This is a genomic window from Actinosynnema sp. NPDC091369 (genome assembly GCF_044757065.1).
Taxonomy (GTDB): domain Bacteria; phylum Actinomycetota; class Actinomycetes; order Mycobacteriales; family Pseudonocardiaceae; genus Actinosynnema.
The window spans coordinates 1,023,512-1,038,260 of sequence record NZ_JBIVUG010000001.1; the positions used below are offsets into that span (position 1 = coordinate 1,023,512).

Sequence of the window (14,749 nt, forward strand, 5' to 3'; positions counted from 1 at the left end):
GGTCAGGACGCGGTCGCCAGCACCTGCTCGTACACGAGTTCGTTCACCCAGCGGGTGGTCGCGGTGTCCTCGACCGGCACGGTCTCGTTGCGGCCCGCGACGTCCGTGCTCAGCTGCAGCTCCTCGTCGGCCAGCAGCACCGAGACGCCGTAGCGCCGCACCCGCGGCAGGCAGTTCGCCAGGTAGTCGTGCGTGAAGACGACCGACGTCGGCAGCACGGCGGCCGCGTTGCCGAAGCGGGCGAACGGCACCGCCGAGGCCAGGGCGGTGCGCCAGTGGCGGGCGACCGCCAGCACGCCGACGATCCGCACCGCGGCGGGCGGCACGCGGCCGTCCATCTCCGGCCACACCCAGGTCGACACGGTGGTGCGGTCGGTCTCCGGGGCCGCGCCCAGGCACAGCCGCTCGGCGTGCGCGTCGGCCAACAGCTCCGCCACCACGATCACCTTGCGCCCCATGAGGACCATCTCGGGCAGCACCACGCCGTGCCAGCCGAGGCGCACGGCCGCCGACGCGGCCAGCTCCTCGACGGAACCGGGCAGTTCGGGAACCGGAACAGCGGTCGCCGACAGCGCCCTGGTGTCGTCGGTGTCCGCGATCCGTGCTGGTGTGCTGCTCACGCCAGGGCCTCCTCGGCAACCACGGCGGGCTGTCCGCCGCGTTTCGACTCGTGCTCTGGGTAAGGCGTACCAGGTGGGACCGGTCGCACCCCCGGGGCAAAAGGCGTCCTGCGATCGACGGCGTCGAGCGGTCGGTAACCGGTCGGCGACCGGCGGGGCGACTTCGGCCCGGCGGTGCTGCCGTCTGGGTGACCCGGGTGCTCCGCGAGAGCCGGAAGACTGCTCAGCGTGTGCGTCGCTCGCCTGGAACGACCGCCGAACCGGGACCGCCGGCCACCTCGCCGCCCGCACCACCGACCGCTCGACGCGCGAAACCGACCGACCGCCCCGCGCCCCCGCGCCACCACGTTCGGCCGCGGCCGGGCGGGTGACAGACATCACGCACGCACCGGCGGCGAAAAGACGCGGAAAACGAAGAAGCCCCATCCACTGCGTGGATGGGGCTTCCCCTTTTGTGGGCGAGGGGGGAGTTGAACCCCCACGTCCTTTCGGACACACGGACCTGAACCGTGCGCGTCTGCCATTCCGCCACTCGCCCGGAGCGACGTGGAGAACACTAGCACGGTCCCCGTCCGGGTTACCAATTGCCCCGTGTCCCGCCACCCCGGCCCGGATACGATCGGAGCAAGAAGTCGACCGGGTCGGAGGGTTGCCGTGGGCCTCGTACAGCGCTTCGAGCGCCGTCTCGAAGGCATCGTGGGCAACACCTTCGCGCGTGTGTTCGGTGGCAACGTCGTCCCGCAGGAAGTGGCCCAGGCACTGCAGCGGGAGGCGGAGAGCAGCATCCGCGAGTTGGCGGGTGGCAGGTTGCTCGCTCCGAACCACTTCAAGGTCCTGCTGGGTCCGCAGGACCACGATCGGCTTGCCGGGGACGGTCAGGATGAACTACGCATCACCCAGCTTCTGGGGGACTCCATCCGGGAGCACCTCGAAGAGAGCGGATGGGATACCTATGGTGACGTCGTAGTCTCCCTGGAGCGCTCCGACGCGCTGCACACGGGACAGTTCCGAACCAGCTCGTCCGTCGACCCCGACGTGAAAGTTGCCAGCCGACGGTCAGCACCACCTCGCACTGCAGGAGACGGATCCATGAGCCAGCCTCCCGGCTACGGACAAGGACAGGGCCAGCCCGCCTACGACCCCTATGCGCAGGGCGGCTACGGCCAGCAGCAGCAGGGCTACGACCAGCAGGGTTACGGTCAGCAGCAGCCCGGGTACGAGCAGGGCTACGGCCAGCAGCAACCCGGTTACGACCAGGGTTACGGCCAGCAGCCCGGGTACGACCAGGGCTACGGCCAGCAGCAGCCCGGCTACGACCAGGGCTACGGCCAGCCCGGCTACGACCAGGGCTACGGGCAGCAGCAGCCCGGGTACGGCCAGCCCGGGTACGACCAGGGCTACGGCCAGCCCGGCTACGACCAGGGTTACGGCCAGCAGGGCTACGGCCAGCAGCCCGGCTACGACCAGGGCTACGGGCAGCAGGGCTACGGCGACCCGGCCGCGGGCTACGCGCCGCCGGCGGTCCAGTCCGGCCCCCGCCAGCTGAACGCGACGCTGCACCTGGACGACGGCTCCAACCGCACCTACAACCTCAAGCAGGGCGGCAACGTCGTCGGCCGCGGGCAGGAAGCGGACTTCCGACTCCCCGACACCGGGGTCTCCAGGAGGCACCTGGAGATCACGTGGGACGGGCACAGTGCCATGCTCGCTGATCTCGGTTCGACAAACGGCACCACGGTGAACGGCACTCCAGTGCAGACTTGGCAGCTCGCGGAAGGCGACGTCGTCCGCATCGGCCACTCGTCGCTGGTCTACCGCACCCAGGGCTGACCAGTACATTCTGGGCGCGTCGATTCGGGCGAAGGCGTGACGGCACTCAAGTCAGGAGCGGTTACAACCGGTGCCAGAGCTGGTGATGCAGCTGACCAGAGCGGGTTTCCTCGTCCTGCTCTGGTTGTTCGTGTTGGCTGCGCTTCGAGTGGTCCGCTCCGACCTGTACGCGGCGTCGGGGCTCCGCGTCCCGACGCCGAAGTTCGGCAGAGGCGCTAGCAAGGCCGCCAGGGGCACCAAGGCGGCCCGGCAGCTCGTCGTGACCCACGGCGCGCTGGCGGGCACGCGCATCTCCCTGGACGGCAGGCCGATCATGATCGGCCGCGCCGACGACTCGACGCTCGTGCTGGACGACGACTTCGCGTCGACCCGGCACGCGCGGCTGTCGATGCGCGGCACCGACTGGTACGTGGAAGACCTCGGCTCCACGAACGGCACCTATCTCGACCGGGCGAAGGTCACGGCCCCACTCCGGGTCCCGCTCGGCTCCCCGATCCGAATTGGCAAAACGGTGATCGAGCTGCGCTCATGACCCTCGTCCTCCGATACGCGGCCCGCAGCGACCGGGGCCTGGTCCGTTCGAACAACCAGGACTCCGTGTACGCGGGCCCACGCCTGCTCGCCCTCGCCGACGGCATGGGCGGCCACGCCGCGGGCGAGGTCGCCAGCAAGGTCGTCATCGCGGCCCTGGCCCCGCTCGACGACGACGAGCCGGGCGACGACCTGCTCGGCCAGCTGCGCGACGCGGTGATCGCCGGCAACGGCGCGATCTCCGAGCTCGTGCAGAGCGACCCCGACCTGGACGGCATGGGCACCACGCTCACCGCCGTGCTGTTCGCGGGCTCGCGGCTGGGCATGGTGCACATCGGCGACTCCCGCGCCTACATGCTGCGCAACGGCACGTTCACGCAGATCACGCACGACGACACGTTCGTGCAGTCGTTGATCGACGAGGGACGGATCACCGAAGAGGAAGCGGCCACGCACCCGCAGCGCTCGCTGCTGCTGCGCGCGTTGACCGGCCACGAGGTGGAGCCGAGGCTCATGGTGCGGGAAGCCCGTCCGGGCGACCGCTACCTGCTGTGCTCGGACGGCCTGTCCGGCGTGGTCAGCATGGAGACGCTGGAAGAGGCGATCCGCATCCCGGACCCGCAGGCGTGCGCGGACCGGATGATCGAGCTGGCGCTCAAGGGCGGCGGCCCCGACAACGTGACGGTCGTCGTCGCCGACGTGGTCGACGTCGACTTCGGGGAGGACGCGCCCATAGTGGGCGGCGCGGCCGGAGACGGCAGCGAAGACCCACCCCCACCCGACTCGCCCGCCTCGCGGGCGAGTTCCATCACCGGGCCCCGCCCGATCCCGCAGCGGGTCGAGCCGATGCCGCCGCCGGACCCCCGGCGCTCGCGCGGCAACCGGCTCAAGGCGCTGGCCCTGGTCGTCTTCCTGCTCCTGCTGGTGGTCGCGGCGGGCCTGGGCACGCGCTGGTACGTGCTGCGCCAGTACTACGTCGGCGCGGGCGAGAACGGCGAGGTGTCGGTGTTCCGCGGCGTCACCGGCAGCGTGTTCGGCTTCGACCTGCACCGCGAGGTGGAGGGCTCCTGCCCGCCCGGCGCGCAGGCGTGCGAGCCGATCACGGTGGACGACCTGAAGGTCGCCACCCGGGACGTGGTGCGCAACGGCATCACCGACGTGGACGGCCTGGAGGGCGCCCGGGAGGCGATCCGCAGGCTGCGCACCGAGCAGACGCTGCCGTTCTGCCCGAAGGACACCGCCGAGAGCACCACGGGGACGTCCACCACCGCCGCGGCGCCGACGACAACCTCGACCGAGGCGACGACGTCCACCACTGTGGAGGGGACCCCCCTCACCACGCCCGTGCAGAAGCCGGGCACGGATTGCCGAAAGGGTCAGTAGTCGCATGGGTTCGCCGGTCACCGGCGCTGAGGGCACACCGCTCGCGGCGGCGAGCAGCACGTCGCCCGGGTTGAGGCCGCCCACGCGACGCAGCACCGAACTGTTCATGCTCGCGTTCGCCGCCACGCTGGTGACCGGCGCGCTCATCCTGGTGGAGGCCAACCAGGAGCAGGAGCTGAGCCTCCAGATCCTGTGGCTGGGCCTGGCCTACCTGGGCCTGCTCACCGTGGCGCACCTCGCGGTGCGCAAGTGGGCGCCCTACGCCGACCCCGTGATCATGCCGTGCGTGGCGCTGCTCAACGGCCTGGGCCTGGTCATGATCCACCGGATCGACCTGGCCATGGCGGACGTGAAGCTGCCCGGCGACCAGGTGTGGTCGCCCGCCGCGCCCAAGCAGGTGCTGTGGACGGCCATCGCGCTGACGCTGTTCTGCATCGTGCTGAAGGTGCTGTCCGACCACCGCACGCTGGCGCGCTACGGCTACACCGCGGGCCTGCTCGGCCTGGTCGCGCTGGTGCTGCCCGGCGTGCTGCCGAGCTTCATCGCGCCGGAGATCAACGGCGCGAAGATCTGGCTGAGCTTCGGCGCGTTCTCGATCCAGCCGGGCGAGTTCGCGAAGATCCTGCTGATGGTGTTCTTCGCCGCGTTCCTGGTGTCGAAGCGGGACCTGTTCACCATCGCGGGCCGCCGGGTCATCGGCCTGGACCTGCCGCGCGCCCGCGACCTGGGCCCGCTGATCGCCGCGTGGGCGGTCGGCGTGAGCATCATGGTGCTCCAGAAGGATTTGGGCAGCTCGCTGCTGTTCTTCGGCATCGTGCTGGTGCTGCTGTACGTGGCGACCGAGCGGGCCGCGTGGGTCGTGCTGGGCGTGATGATGTTCTGCGTCGGCGCGGTCGTGGCGTGGAAGCTCTTCGGGCACGTCCAGATCCGGGTGCAGAACTGGCTGGACCCCTTCGCCGACCCGTCGGGCACGGGCTACCAGATCGTGCAGTCGCTGTTCGGGCTCGGCACGGGCGGGCTGTTCGGCGCGGGCCTCGGCGGCGGGCGGCCCGACCAGATCCCGGAGGCCAACACCGACTTCATCACCGCCGTGATCGGCGAGGAGCTGGGCTTCGTCGGGCTGGCCGCGGTGCTGCTGATCTACACCGTGTTCGCGATGCGGGGCCTGCGCACCGCGCTGTCGGTCCGGGACACGTTCGGCAAGCTGCTCGGCGGCGGCCTGGCGTTCGCCGTGGCGTTCCAGATCTTCATCGTCGTCGGCGGCGTGACGAAGCTGATCCCGATGACGGGCATCACCGCGCCGTTCCTGTCCAAGGGCGGCTCGTCGCTGCTGGCCAACTACATCCTGGTCGCGTTGCTGCTGCGGATCTCGGACGCGGCGCGCGCGCCGAAGACCACGCCGAAACCGCGCCCGCAGCAACCGGCCATCGCCGACCAGTTCACAGTCATGGTGGAGCGTCCGAAATGAACACACCGCTCCGCCGGGTCGGCCTCGCCATGATGGCGATGATGCTCCTGCTGCTGGGCAACGCGACCTACGTGCAGGTGATCAAGGCCGACGACTACCGCAAGGACCCGCTCAACCGGCGGGTGGTCCTGGACCAGTACTCGCGGGAGCGCGGCCAGATCATCGCCGCCGACGGCACGCCGCTGGCCAGCGTGCAGCGGGTCGACGACCGGCTCAAGTACCTGCGCACCTACGCCAACGGCCCCGTGTTCGCCCCGGTGACCGGCTACTTCTCCACCCTGTACGGCGCGGGCGGCATGGAGCGCGCCGAGGACGACCTGCTCAACGGCTCGGACGACCGGCTGTTCGCCCGCCGGGTGTCGGACCTGATCACCGGCCGCGACCCCAAGGGCGGCAGCCTCCAGCTCACGATCGACGCGAAGCTCCAGCAGGCGGCGTTCGACCGGCTCCAGGGCGTGACCGGCACGGTGGTCGCGATCCGGCCGCAGACCGGGGAGATCCTGGCCATGGCCAGCACCCCGTCCTACGACCCGAACGTGCTGGCCAGCCACGACGTGGACGTGCAGGAAGAGGCTTGGGTCGGCTACGACGCGGACAAGTCCAAGCCGATGCTCAACCGCGCGATCCACGAGAACTACCCGCCCGGCTCGACGTTCAAGCTGGTGGTGACGGCGGCGGCGCTGGCCGAGGGCAAGAACAAGGACACCCAGGTCGACGGCCGCCCGGTGATCACGCTGCCGGGCACGAACACCCCGCTGCCGAACTTCAACGACACCGTCTGCGGCAACGGCGTCACCGCCACGTTGCAGGAGGCGCTGGCCAAGTCGTGCAACACGGCGTTCGCGGTGCTGGCCGCCGAGCTGGGCGCGGACAAGCTGCGCGACCAGGCCGCGAAGTTCGGCATCGGCGAGCAGGAGCTGTCGATCCCGCTGTCGGTCGTGCCCTCGACGCTGGGCCCCATGTCGGACAAGCCGTCGATCTACCAGACCGGCATCGGCCAGAAGGACGTCCGGGTGACGCCGCTGGTCAACGCCGTGATGGCGGCGACCATCGCGAACGGCGGCGTGCGGATGCAGCCGCACCTGGTCGGCAAGATCCTCGCGCCCGACCTGCAGGTGATCAGCGAGACCAAGCCGGACGAGGTCGACGAGGCCATGGAGCCCGCCGAGGCCCAGGCGCTGCGCGACATGATGATCGCCTCGGAGAACAACACCGGTGGCGGCGGCAAGCTCAGCGGCGTCACCATCGCGTCCAAGACGGGCACCGCCGAGCACGGCGACGACGTGCGCTCGACCAACCCGCACGCCTGGTACGTGGCGTTCGCGCCGGCCGAGAAGCCGGAGATCGCGATCGCGGTGATCGTGGAGAACGGCGGCCAGCAGGGCCTGTCCGCCACCGGCGGCCGGGTCGCCGCGCCGATCGGCCGCGCGGTCATCGGCGCCTACCTCGGGGGACGCTGATGCTGACCTCCGGCCAGTTGCTCGCCGAGCGGTACCGCCTCACCAAGCGGATCGCGGTCGGCGGCATGGGCGAGGTCTGGGAGGCCGACGACACCCGGCTCGACCGCAAGGTCGCGGTGAAGGTGCTGAAGGCGGAGCTCAGCGGGGACGCCGAGTTCCTGAACCGGTTCCGCATCGAGGCGCGCACCACCGCGTCGCTCAACCACCCCGGCATCGCCGCGGTGCACGACTACGGCGAGACCGCGTCGATCCCGGACGGGCCGGAGGACACCGCCTACCTGGTGATGGAGCTGGTCGAGGGCGAGCCGCTGGCCGCGATCATCGCCCGCGGCAGGCTGAACGCCGACCGCACGCTGGACGTGCTGGAGCAGGCGGGCAACGCGTTGCAGGCCGCGCACGAGCGCGGGCTGGTGCACCGGGACGTGAAGCCGGGCAACATCCTGGTGACGCCGACCGGCAAGGTGAAGATCACCGACTTCGGCATCGCGAAGGCCGCCGACGCGGCGCCGGTCACGCACAGCGGCATGGTCATGGGCACGGCCCACTACATCGCGCCGGAGCAGGCCCTCGGTCACGCCGCCGAGCCCGCGTCGGACGTGTACGCGCTGGCGGTGTGCGGCTACGAGTGCCTGACCGGGCACCGGCCGTTCCTGTCGGAGAACGCGGTGACGGTCGCGATGATGCACATCCGCGACATCGCGCCGCCGCTGCCGCCGGACGTGCCGCCGGGCCCGCGGGCGCTGATCGAGGCGACCCTGGTCAAGGACCCCCGGCAGCGCTACCGCAACGGCGGCGAGTTCGCGTCCGCGGTGAGCGCGGTGCGGGCGGGCCAGCCGCTGCCCGCGCCGTCCGGGTTGGCGATGGCGGTGGGCGCGCCGATGGCCGCGCCCCTCACGCCGCCGCCCGCGCAGCGCACCCACCCCCAGCACCCCCACGTGGGCAACCCGGTGACCCACCCGGGGTCGCGTCCGGGCATGCAACCGGCCCCACCAGCGATGAACACTCCGCACACGGGCGCTTTCCGTCCGTTGCCACCGGGCGCACGGCCACCGGGGCGCAACCGCGCCGTGCTGTGGGTTATGGTCGCTGTGCTGGTGGTCGCGCTGCTGGTGCTCGGCGTGGTCGTCCTGCGCTGGGCGCTGAAGGACGACGAGGTGCCCGGAGGGGCGAGCCAGCAGGGCACCACGAGCGCCCGCCCGTTGGACGACTCGACCGATCGTCTCCCCGGCAAACCGAAGGTGACGATCACGAAGTCCGACTACGTCGACCTCCCGGTGGACGAAGTCGCGAAACAGCTCTCCGGGCACGGCTTGGAACCCGAGGTGCACTCCGAGGACGGAGGCGCGCCGCGGGACCCCGAGCGGTGCCTGGTGTCGGACCTGGCGCCGACCGGTGAGGTTGCGATCGGCTCACGGGTCACGGTGACGTGTGTACCGACTTGATGCCCGAACGGTACGAAGGCGAACGCAAGGCTTGATGGTGAGACCGTTGACGAGGAGCGGGACGAAGCACTGATGAGCACTCCGCGACTGCTCTCCAACCGCTACGAACTGGGTGAGACGCTCGGCTACGGCGGTATGTCGGAGGTGCACAAGGGCCGGGACGTCCGGCTCGGCCGCGACGTCGCCATCAAGGTGCTGCGCGCTGACCTCGCCCGTGACGCCCAGTTCCAGGAGCGGTTCCGCCGGGAGGCGCAGAACTCGGCCGCGCTGAACCACCCCGCGATCGTCGCGGTCTACGACACCGGTGAGACCCAGACCGAGTACGGCCCGCTGCCCTACATCGTGATGGAGTTCGTCGACGGCCGCACGCTGCGCGACATCGTCAAGACTCAGGGCCCGCTGTCGGGCAAGCGGGCGATGGAGGTCATGGCCGACGTGTCGGCCGCGTTGGACTTCAGCCACCGGCACGGCATCGTGCACCGGGACGTGAAGCCGGCCAACGTGATGATCACCCGGTCGGGCGCGGTGAAGGTGATGGACTTCGGCATCGCGCGCGCGGTGCACGACGGCCAGGCCGCGGTGACGCAGACCGCCGCCGTGATAGGGACCGCCCAGTACCTGTCGCCCGAGCAGGCGCGCGGTGAGGCCGTGGACGGCCGGTCCGACGTGTACGCGTCGGGCTGCGTGCTGTTCGAGCTGCTGACCGGCGAGCCGCCGTTCACCGGCGACTCGCCCGTGGCGGTGGCCTACCAGCACGTGCGGGAGGACCCGAAGCCGCCGTCGTCGCTGAACCCGAAGGTGACGCCCGCGCTGGACGCGATCGTGCTCAAGGCGATGGCCAAGGGCCCGGCCAACCGCTACCAGTCGGCCGCCGAGATGCGCGCGGACCTGGTGCGCGTGCTGTCCGGCCAACGGCCTTCCGCGCCCGCCGTGATGACGGCGGAGGACCACCGCACGGCCGTGCTCAGCAGCCAGGCGGCGTCGCCGCGGACCGAGGTCGCGCCCTCGACGGGCGGTCGGCACCGGCCGTCGGCGCAGCGCGAGGAGCCCGCCGAGTACGACCCGCTGGCCGAGGAAGAGGAGGAGCGGCGCGCCCGGCGCAAGAAGGCGATCATGGTCACCCTGGTCGTCCTGCTGTGCATCGCCGTGCTCGCGCTCGCCACGTGGATCACCACGACCCTGCTCAGCGACGGCGAGAAGACCGCGGCCGGCACCGAGAAGGTGTCGGTGCCGGCGCTCACGGGCAAGGAGCAGTCCGCGGCGCTGGTCGAGCTGGAGGCCAAGGAGCTCCGCTGGATCATCGAGACCGTGCCGTGCCAGCCGGGCTCGGAGCCGGCCTGCACCGACGACCAGGTCGGCAAGGTCGTCTTGACCGACCCGCCGGCGAACGAAGAGGTCGAGAAGCGCACCGAGGTCAAGCTGGTGATCGGCGCCAAGGCTCAGCCCGCGCCGGTGCCGAGCGTCACCGGGCTGAGCCCGCAGGACGCGCAGAAGAAGCTCGAAGCCGAGAAGTGGATCTACCAGCAGGCCACGGAGACCATCGAGACCGAGGACCCGAACCTGGTCGGCAAGGTCGTCTCGCAGAACCCGGCCGCGGGCACCAACGCGCCGAAGGGCAGCGCGATCACGGTGACGCTGGGCAAGGCCCCGGACACCGTGCAGCTGCCGGACGTGACGGGTCAGACGCTGGAGAACGCGCGCGCCACCCTCGAGGGCAACGGGTTCAAGGTGCAGACCAAGGACGTCGACAGCACCGAGCCGCTCAACGAGGTCGTGGCGCAGAACCCCGGGCCGGGACGGGCGGAGAAGGGCTCGCTCATCACGTTGAGCGTGTCCAAGAACAACCAGTTCCTCATGCCCGACCTGCGCGGGCTCACCGAGAACCAGGCGCGGACGAAGCTCAGCCAGGCGGGGTGGACGGGCAACGACCTGACCGTCACCAAGGAGCCGACCACCGACATCAGCCAGGACAAGAAGATCCTGGCCCAGGAGATCAAGCCGAACGAGCCGGTGGGCAAGAACGCCCGGATCTCGGTGACCGCGTCCGACTTCAAGCTCGGCGGACCCACGTCCACGAGGTAGTCGGACAGCAGGCAGCGAGAAGGCCCCCTCCACGCCGGAGGGGGCCTTCTGCCGTTCGGGCTACTTCCGGTTGGCGGCCGCGGCCAGTTCGCGCATGCCGTTCTCCAGCTGCGAGACCGTGCTCTCGGGCACCTCGAAACCGCACACCGCGAGCCAGTTGGCCAGCATCCGGTGGCCGCCCTCGGTCAGCACGGACTCCGGGTGGAACTGGACGCCCTCGACCGGCAGCTCGCGGTGCCGCATGGCCATCACCACGCCGGACTCGGTGCGGCCGGTCACCTCGAACTCGGCCGGGATGGTGTCCGGCAGCACGGTCAGGGAGTGGTAGCGGGTCGCGGTGAACGGGCTGGGCACGCCCTTCAGCACGCCTGCGCCGTTGTGGTGCACGACGCTGGTCTTGCCGTGCAGCAGCTCCGGCGCGAGGTCGACCGTACCGCCCCACACCGCGCCGATCGCCTGGTGGCCCAGGCAGACCCCGAACACCGGGACGCCGCGGTCCGCGCAGTGGCGGATGACGTCCATGCTCTTGCCCGCCTTGTCCGGCGTGCTGGGTCCGGGGCTGACGAGGACGCCACCGACGTCGGCGACCTCGTCCAGCTCGACGGCGTCGTTGCGCCGGACCACGCACTCGACCCCGAGCTGGGCCAGGTACTGGACGAGGTTGTAGACGAAGCTGTCGTAGTTGTCGACCACGAGCACGCGCATGCCGCCAGCGTAGCCGTGACGAACCTCTCGCCAGAAGTGAGCTTAGGCTCACCTAACCTTGAGGTATGACCCGTTCCCTGCGCGTCGCCGTCGTCGGCGCCGGCCCCGCCGGCATCTACGCCGCCGACATCCTGACCAAGTCCGCGGCCGAGTCGGGGACCGAGGTGGGCGTCGACCTCTTCGAGCGGATGCCCGCGCCCTACGGCTTGATCAGGTACGGCGTCGCGCCGGACCACCCCCGCATCAAAGGCATCGTCACCGCCTTGCAGCGCGTGCTGGACCGGCCCGGGATCAGGTTCTTCGGCAACGTCGAGTACGGCGTCGACCTCAAGCTGGACGACCTGCGGCACTTCTACGACGCGGTGGTCTTCTCCACCGGCGCGGAGAAGGACCGGCCGCTCCCGATCCCCGGCATCGACCTCGACGGCTCCTACGGCGCGGCCGAGTTCGTCTCCTGGTACGACGGCCACCCGGACGTGCCGCGCACCTGGCCGCTGCGGGCTCGCGAGGTCGCCGTGCTGGGCGTCGGCAACGTCGCGCTCGACGTGGCCCGCGTGCTGGCCAAGACCGCCGACGAGCTGCTGAGCACCGACATCCCGGACAACGTCTACGAGGGCCTGAAGGCCAGCCCGGTCACCGACGTGCACGTGTTCGGCCGCCGCGGCCCGGCGCAGGCCAAGTTCACACCGCTGGAGCTGCGCGAGCTCGACCACTCGCCGAACGTCGAGGTCGTCGTCCACCCCGAGGGCATCGAGTTCGACGCGGCCGGCATGGCGGCGATCCGGTCCAACAAGCAGGTCGAGATGGTGGTCAAGACGCTCCAGGAGTGGGCGATCCGCGACGTCGGCTCGCGCCCGCGCCGGCTGCACCTGCACTTCCTCGAAGCCCCCGTGCGGGTGCTGGGCTCGTCCGAGGTCACCGGGCTGCGCACCGAGCGGATGGAGCTGGACGGCGACGGCGGCGTCCGCGGCACGGGCGAGTTCACCGACTGGCCCGTGCAGGCGGTGTACCGGGCCGTCGGCTACCTGTCCACGCACCTGGTCGACCTGCCGTTCGACCACGCGTCCGGCACCGTGCCGCACCGGGCGGGCCGCGTGCTCGACCTGGACGAGCAGGCGATGCCCGGCGTCTACGTCACCGGCTGGATCAAGCGCGGCCCGGTGGGGCTCATCGGGCACACCAAGGGCGACGCGCTGGAGACCGTCACCAGCCTGCTGGCCGACGCGCCGCTGCTGCCCACCGCGCCCGCCCGCGAACCCGACGCGGTGGTCCGGTTCCTGGAGCAGCGCGCCGTGCCGTTCACCACCGTGGACGGGTGGCGCAGGCTGGACGCGCACGAGATCGCCCTCGGCGCCGCGCGCGGCCGTGACCGGGTGAAGGTCGTGGACCGGGCGGAGATGACCGGCATCTGCCGGCCGTGAGGGCTACTGCGGCGTCGTCACGTTGTTGAACGGCAGCTTCGGCTCCGCCCACGGGAACACCACGAACATCAGCAGCGCCACCACCCCGGCCACGAGCACCGCCGCTTCCAGGACGCGCACGGGCAGCGGGCCGGGGAGGTGCCGCCAGATCCACCCGTACATCACTGCTCCTTCATCTCTTCGGGCACGAAGCCGGGGGCCTTCGGGTAGCTCATCGTCAGCACCGAGTGCACGATCAGCCGCTGCTTGTCGGAGAACCGCGGGTGGCAGGTGGTCAGCGTCATCAGCGCCGCCTGCTGCGCCGCGGGGACCTCGCCCTCGAAGTGCGGCACCGGGCTGATCACCTCGCCCTGCGTGGGCAGCACGATCTCCTGGCCGACCGTCTTGTCGTAGGGCGCGCCCAGCGGTGAGACCTTCTCGCACTTGGGGTCGGACTTGCGCTGCGCCCAGTCCGCCACCTCGCCGGACTTCGGCAGCACCCGGTAGACGAACCAGTGGGTCTGCGTCTCGACCACGACCGCGTCGCACGAGTTCAGCAGGTCGAGGTCGTTGAAGGGCGCGCCCTTGCCGACCCGGTGACCGGCCACGGAGAAGTTGCCCGGGTCACCCGGCAGCGCCGTGCCCTTGTAGTGGCCGGGTCCGATCTCCAGGTCCTTGTCGGTGGTGCCCTCGACGATGGAGAACTTGTAGTCCGGGCCGAACACCGGGATGTACATCTTGGCGAACGCCTGGCCGTCGAGCAGGTCGTACTTGACCTGGCGCTGCGGGTCGACCTCGACCGTGTTCGCGTTCCACTGGTCGTCCAGCGCCTGGGTGGCGTCGTCCTGCTTGCCCGCCGAGATGAGGTCGGTGACGTACACCTCGTAGACCACGAACAGCAGGATGACCAGGCCGGCCGTGATCAGCAGCTCGCCGATGGTGCGGACGGTCTTGCGCGCAGTGCTGTCGGGCGGCGGTGGCGGCTGGTCGTCCTCGTCGTCGTAGTAGTCGTCGTCCTCGTAGTACTCGTCGTCGTAGTCCTCGTACTCGTCGTCGTAGTCGTCGACGGGTGCGATGACCTCGGTCGGCGGGTCGACGGGGCGGGGACGCGGGCGGGGGCGGCCGGGCGGCGCGGGCGGGCGTGCGCCGGGGGGCGGCGGGAGGCTGCCGGAGAACGCGTTGGTGTAGCGGGTGGCGTCGGCTTCCGGCGGGGCGGGACGGGGACGCGCCGCGGCCGGGGCGGCGGGCGAGGCCCCACCGAGCCGTGCGGCCACCTCGGAGGGCGCACGCCGACCACCGGGCGGCTCGACCCGGACAGGTTCGACGTAGGTGGTCTCTTCGGCGTCGAGGGCCACGGCGGGCGGCACGTCCGGACGCGCCCGGCGGCCACCGGGCGGTTCGGGGCGCGGACCCATCTCGTCACGGCGCGCCCGGCGACCGGTGGGCGGAGGTTCGGCTCGGGGTGCCTCGCCGTACGGCGGCTCGACCGGCGGCAAGGAGTCGTCACGACGGGCGCGGCGGGCAGCGGGCGGCTCGGCGAGCGGCGGCTCCACCGGCGGCATCGGGTCATCGCGCCGCGCACGACGAGTCGCAGCCGGCTCGCCGTACGACGGGTCCACCGGCGGGACCGCGTCATCGCGACGGGCACGGCGGGCCGGGGGCGGTTCCGGCGGCGGCACGGCATCGTCGCGTCGCGCGCGGCGAGCGGCAGGCGGCTCGCCGTAAGAATGGTCAACCGGCGGCACGGCGTCGTCACGACGGGCGCGGCGAGCGGCGGGCGGCTCGACCTGCGGGAAGTCGCCGTACGGCGGCTCGACCGGAGGCACCA

12 protein-coding genes and 1 tRNA gene are annotated in these 14,749 nt (G+C 71.2%); 8 read left to right on the top strand and 5 right to left on the bottom strand.

The window, feature by feature from the left end; genetic code table 11:
- Window positions 1-2: 2 nt before the first annotated feature.
- Both ACIQMJ_RS05070 and ACIQMJ_RS05075 read right to left on the bottom strand, forming a co-directional pair.
- On the bottom strand, window positions 3-620 hold the full coding sequence (locus tag ACIQMJ_RS05070; RefSeq protein WP_499759683.1) for a hypothetical protein: 618 nt from the start codon (window positions 618-620) through the stop codon (window positions 3-5).
- A gap of 455 nt (window positions 621-1,075) precedes the next feature.
- Window positions 1,076-1,158: transfer RNA gene (locus ACIQMJ_RS05075), tRNA-Leu, on the bottom strand.
- A gap of 116 nt (window positions 1,159-1,274) precedes the next feature.
- On the opposite strand from ACIQMJ_RS05075, the gene ACIQMJ_RS05080 reads away from it, so the two are divergent.
- From ACIQMJ_RS05080 to pknB, 7 genes are all read left to right on the top strand, one after another.
- Entirely contained in the window at window positions 1,275-2,450 is a 1,176-nt protein-coding gene (locus ACIQMJ_RS05080) for an FHA domain-containing protein (RefSeq protein WP_499759684.1), read from the top strand.
- Window positions 2,451-2,520: 70 nt separating this feature from the next.
- Window positions 2,521-2,982: an FHA domain-containing protein FhaB/FipA gene (locus tag ACIQMJ_RS05085; protein WP_499759685.1), complete on the top strand. Its 462-nt coding sequence runs from the start codon at window positions 2,521-2,523 to the stop codon at window positions 2,980-2,982.
- Window positions 2,979-4,364, top strand: coding sequence for a PP2C family protein-serine/threonine phosphatase (locus tag ACIQMJ_RS05090; protein WP_499759686.1), 1,386 nt, complete (start codon window positions 2,979-2,981; stop codon window positions 4,362-4,364). The genes ACIQMJ_RS05085 and ACIQMJ_RS05090 overlap by 4 nt, the downstream gene beginning before the upstream one ends.
- Before the next feature lie 4 nt (window positions 4,365-4,368).
- Window positions 4,369-5,832 (top strand): FtsW/RodA/SpoVE family cell cycle protein, encoded by a 1,464-nt coding sequence (locus tag ACIQMJ_RS05095; RefSeq protein ID WP_499759687.1) that lies wholly within the window; start codon window positions 4,369-4,371, stop codon window positions 5,830-5,832.
- Window positions 5,829-7,292, top strand: coding sequence for a peptidoglycan D,D-transpeptidase FtsI family protein (locus ACIQMJ_RS05100; RefSeq protein WP_499759688.1), 1,464 nt, complete (start codon window positions 5,829-5,831; stop codon window positions 7,290-7,292). Before ACIQMJ_RS05095 ends, ACIQMJ_RS05100 begins: the two co-directional genes overlap by 4 nt.
- On the top strand, window positions 7,292-8,734 hold the full coding sequence (locus ACIQMJ_RS05105) for a serine/threonine-protein kinase (protein WP_499759689.1): 1,443 nt from the start codon (window positions 7,292-7,294) through the stop codon (window positions 8,732-8,734). Before ACIQMJ_RS05100 ends, ACIQMJ_RS05105 begins: the two co-directional genes overlap by 1 nt.
- Window positions 8,735-8,806: 72 nt before the next feature.
- Window positions 8,807-10,816 carry a Stk1 family PASTA domain-containing Ser/Thr kinase gene (pknB, locus tag ACIQMJ_RS05110; RefSeq protein ID WP_499759690.1) on the top strand — a complete coding sequence of 670 codons (2,010 nt, stop codon included), beginning with the start codon at window positions 8,807-8,809 and terminating at the stop codon, window positions 10,814-10,816.
- Window positions 10,817-10,876: 60 nt separating this feature from the next.
- On the opposite strand, the gene ACIQMJ_RS05115 is transcribed toward pknB, so the two are convergent.
- On the bottom strand, window positions 10,877-11,521 hold the full coding sequence (locus tag ACIQMJ_RS05115) for an aminodeoxychorismate/anthranilate synthase component II (RefSeq protein WP_499759691.1): 645 nt from the start codon (window positions 11,519-11,521) through the stop codon (window positions 10,877-10,879).
- A gap of 65 nt (window positions 11,522-11,586) precedes the next feature.
- Between ACIQMJ_RS05115 and ACIQMJ_RS05120 the strand changes: the two genes are divergently transcribed.
- Window positions 11,587-12,942: an FAD-dependent oxidoreductase gene (locus tag ACIQMJ_RS05120; RefSeq protein ID WP_499759692.1), complete on the top strand. Its 1,356-nt coding sequence runs from the start codon at window positions 11,587-11,589 to the stop codon at window positions 12,940-12,942.
- 3 nt (window positions 12,943-12,945) lie between these two features.
- Here ACIQMJ_RS05120 and ACIQMJ_RS05125 read toward each other — a convergent pair whose 3' ends face one another.
- Together ACIQMJ_RS05125 and ACIQMJ_RS05130 are read right to left on the bottom strand one after the other, a co-directional pair.
- On the bottom strand, window positions 12,946-13,104 hold the full coding sequence (locus ACIQMJ_RS05125; RefSeq protein WP_499759693.1) for a hypothetical protein: 159 nt from the start codon (window positions 13,102-13,104) through the stop codon (window positions 12,946-12,948).
- Complete coding sequence (locus ACIQMJ_RS05130; protein WP_499759694.1) at window positions 13,104-14,483, bottom strand: class E sortase; 1,380 nt, start codon at window positions 14,481-14,483, stop codon at window positions 13,104-13,106. The genes ACIQMJ_RS05125 and ACIQMJ_RS05130 overlap by 1 nt, the downstream gene beginning before the upstream one ends.
- Window positions 14,484-14,749: the final 266 nt, after the last annotated feature.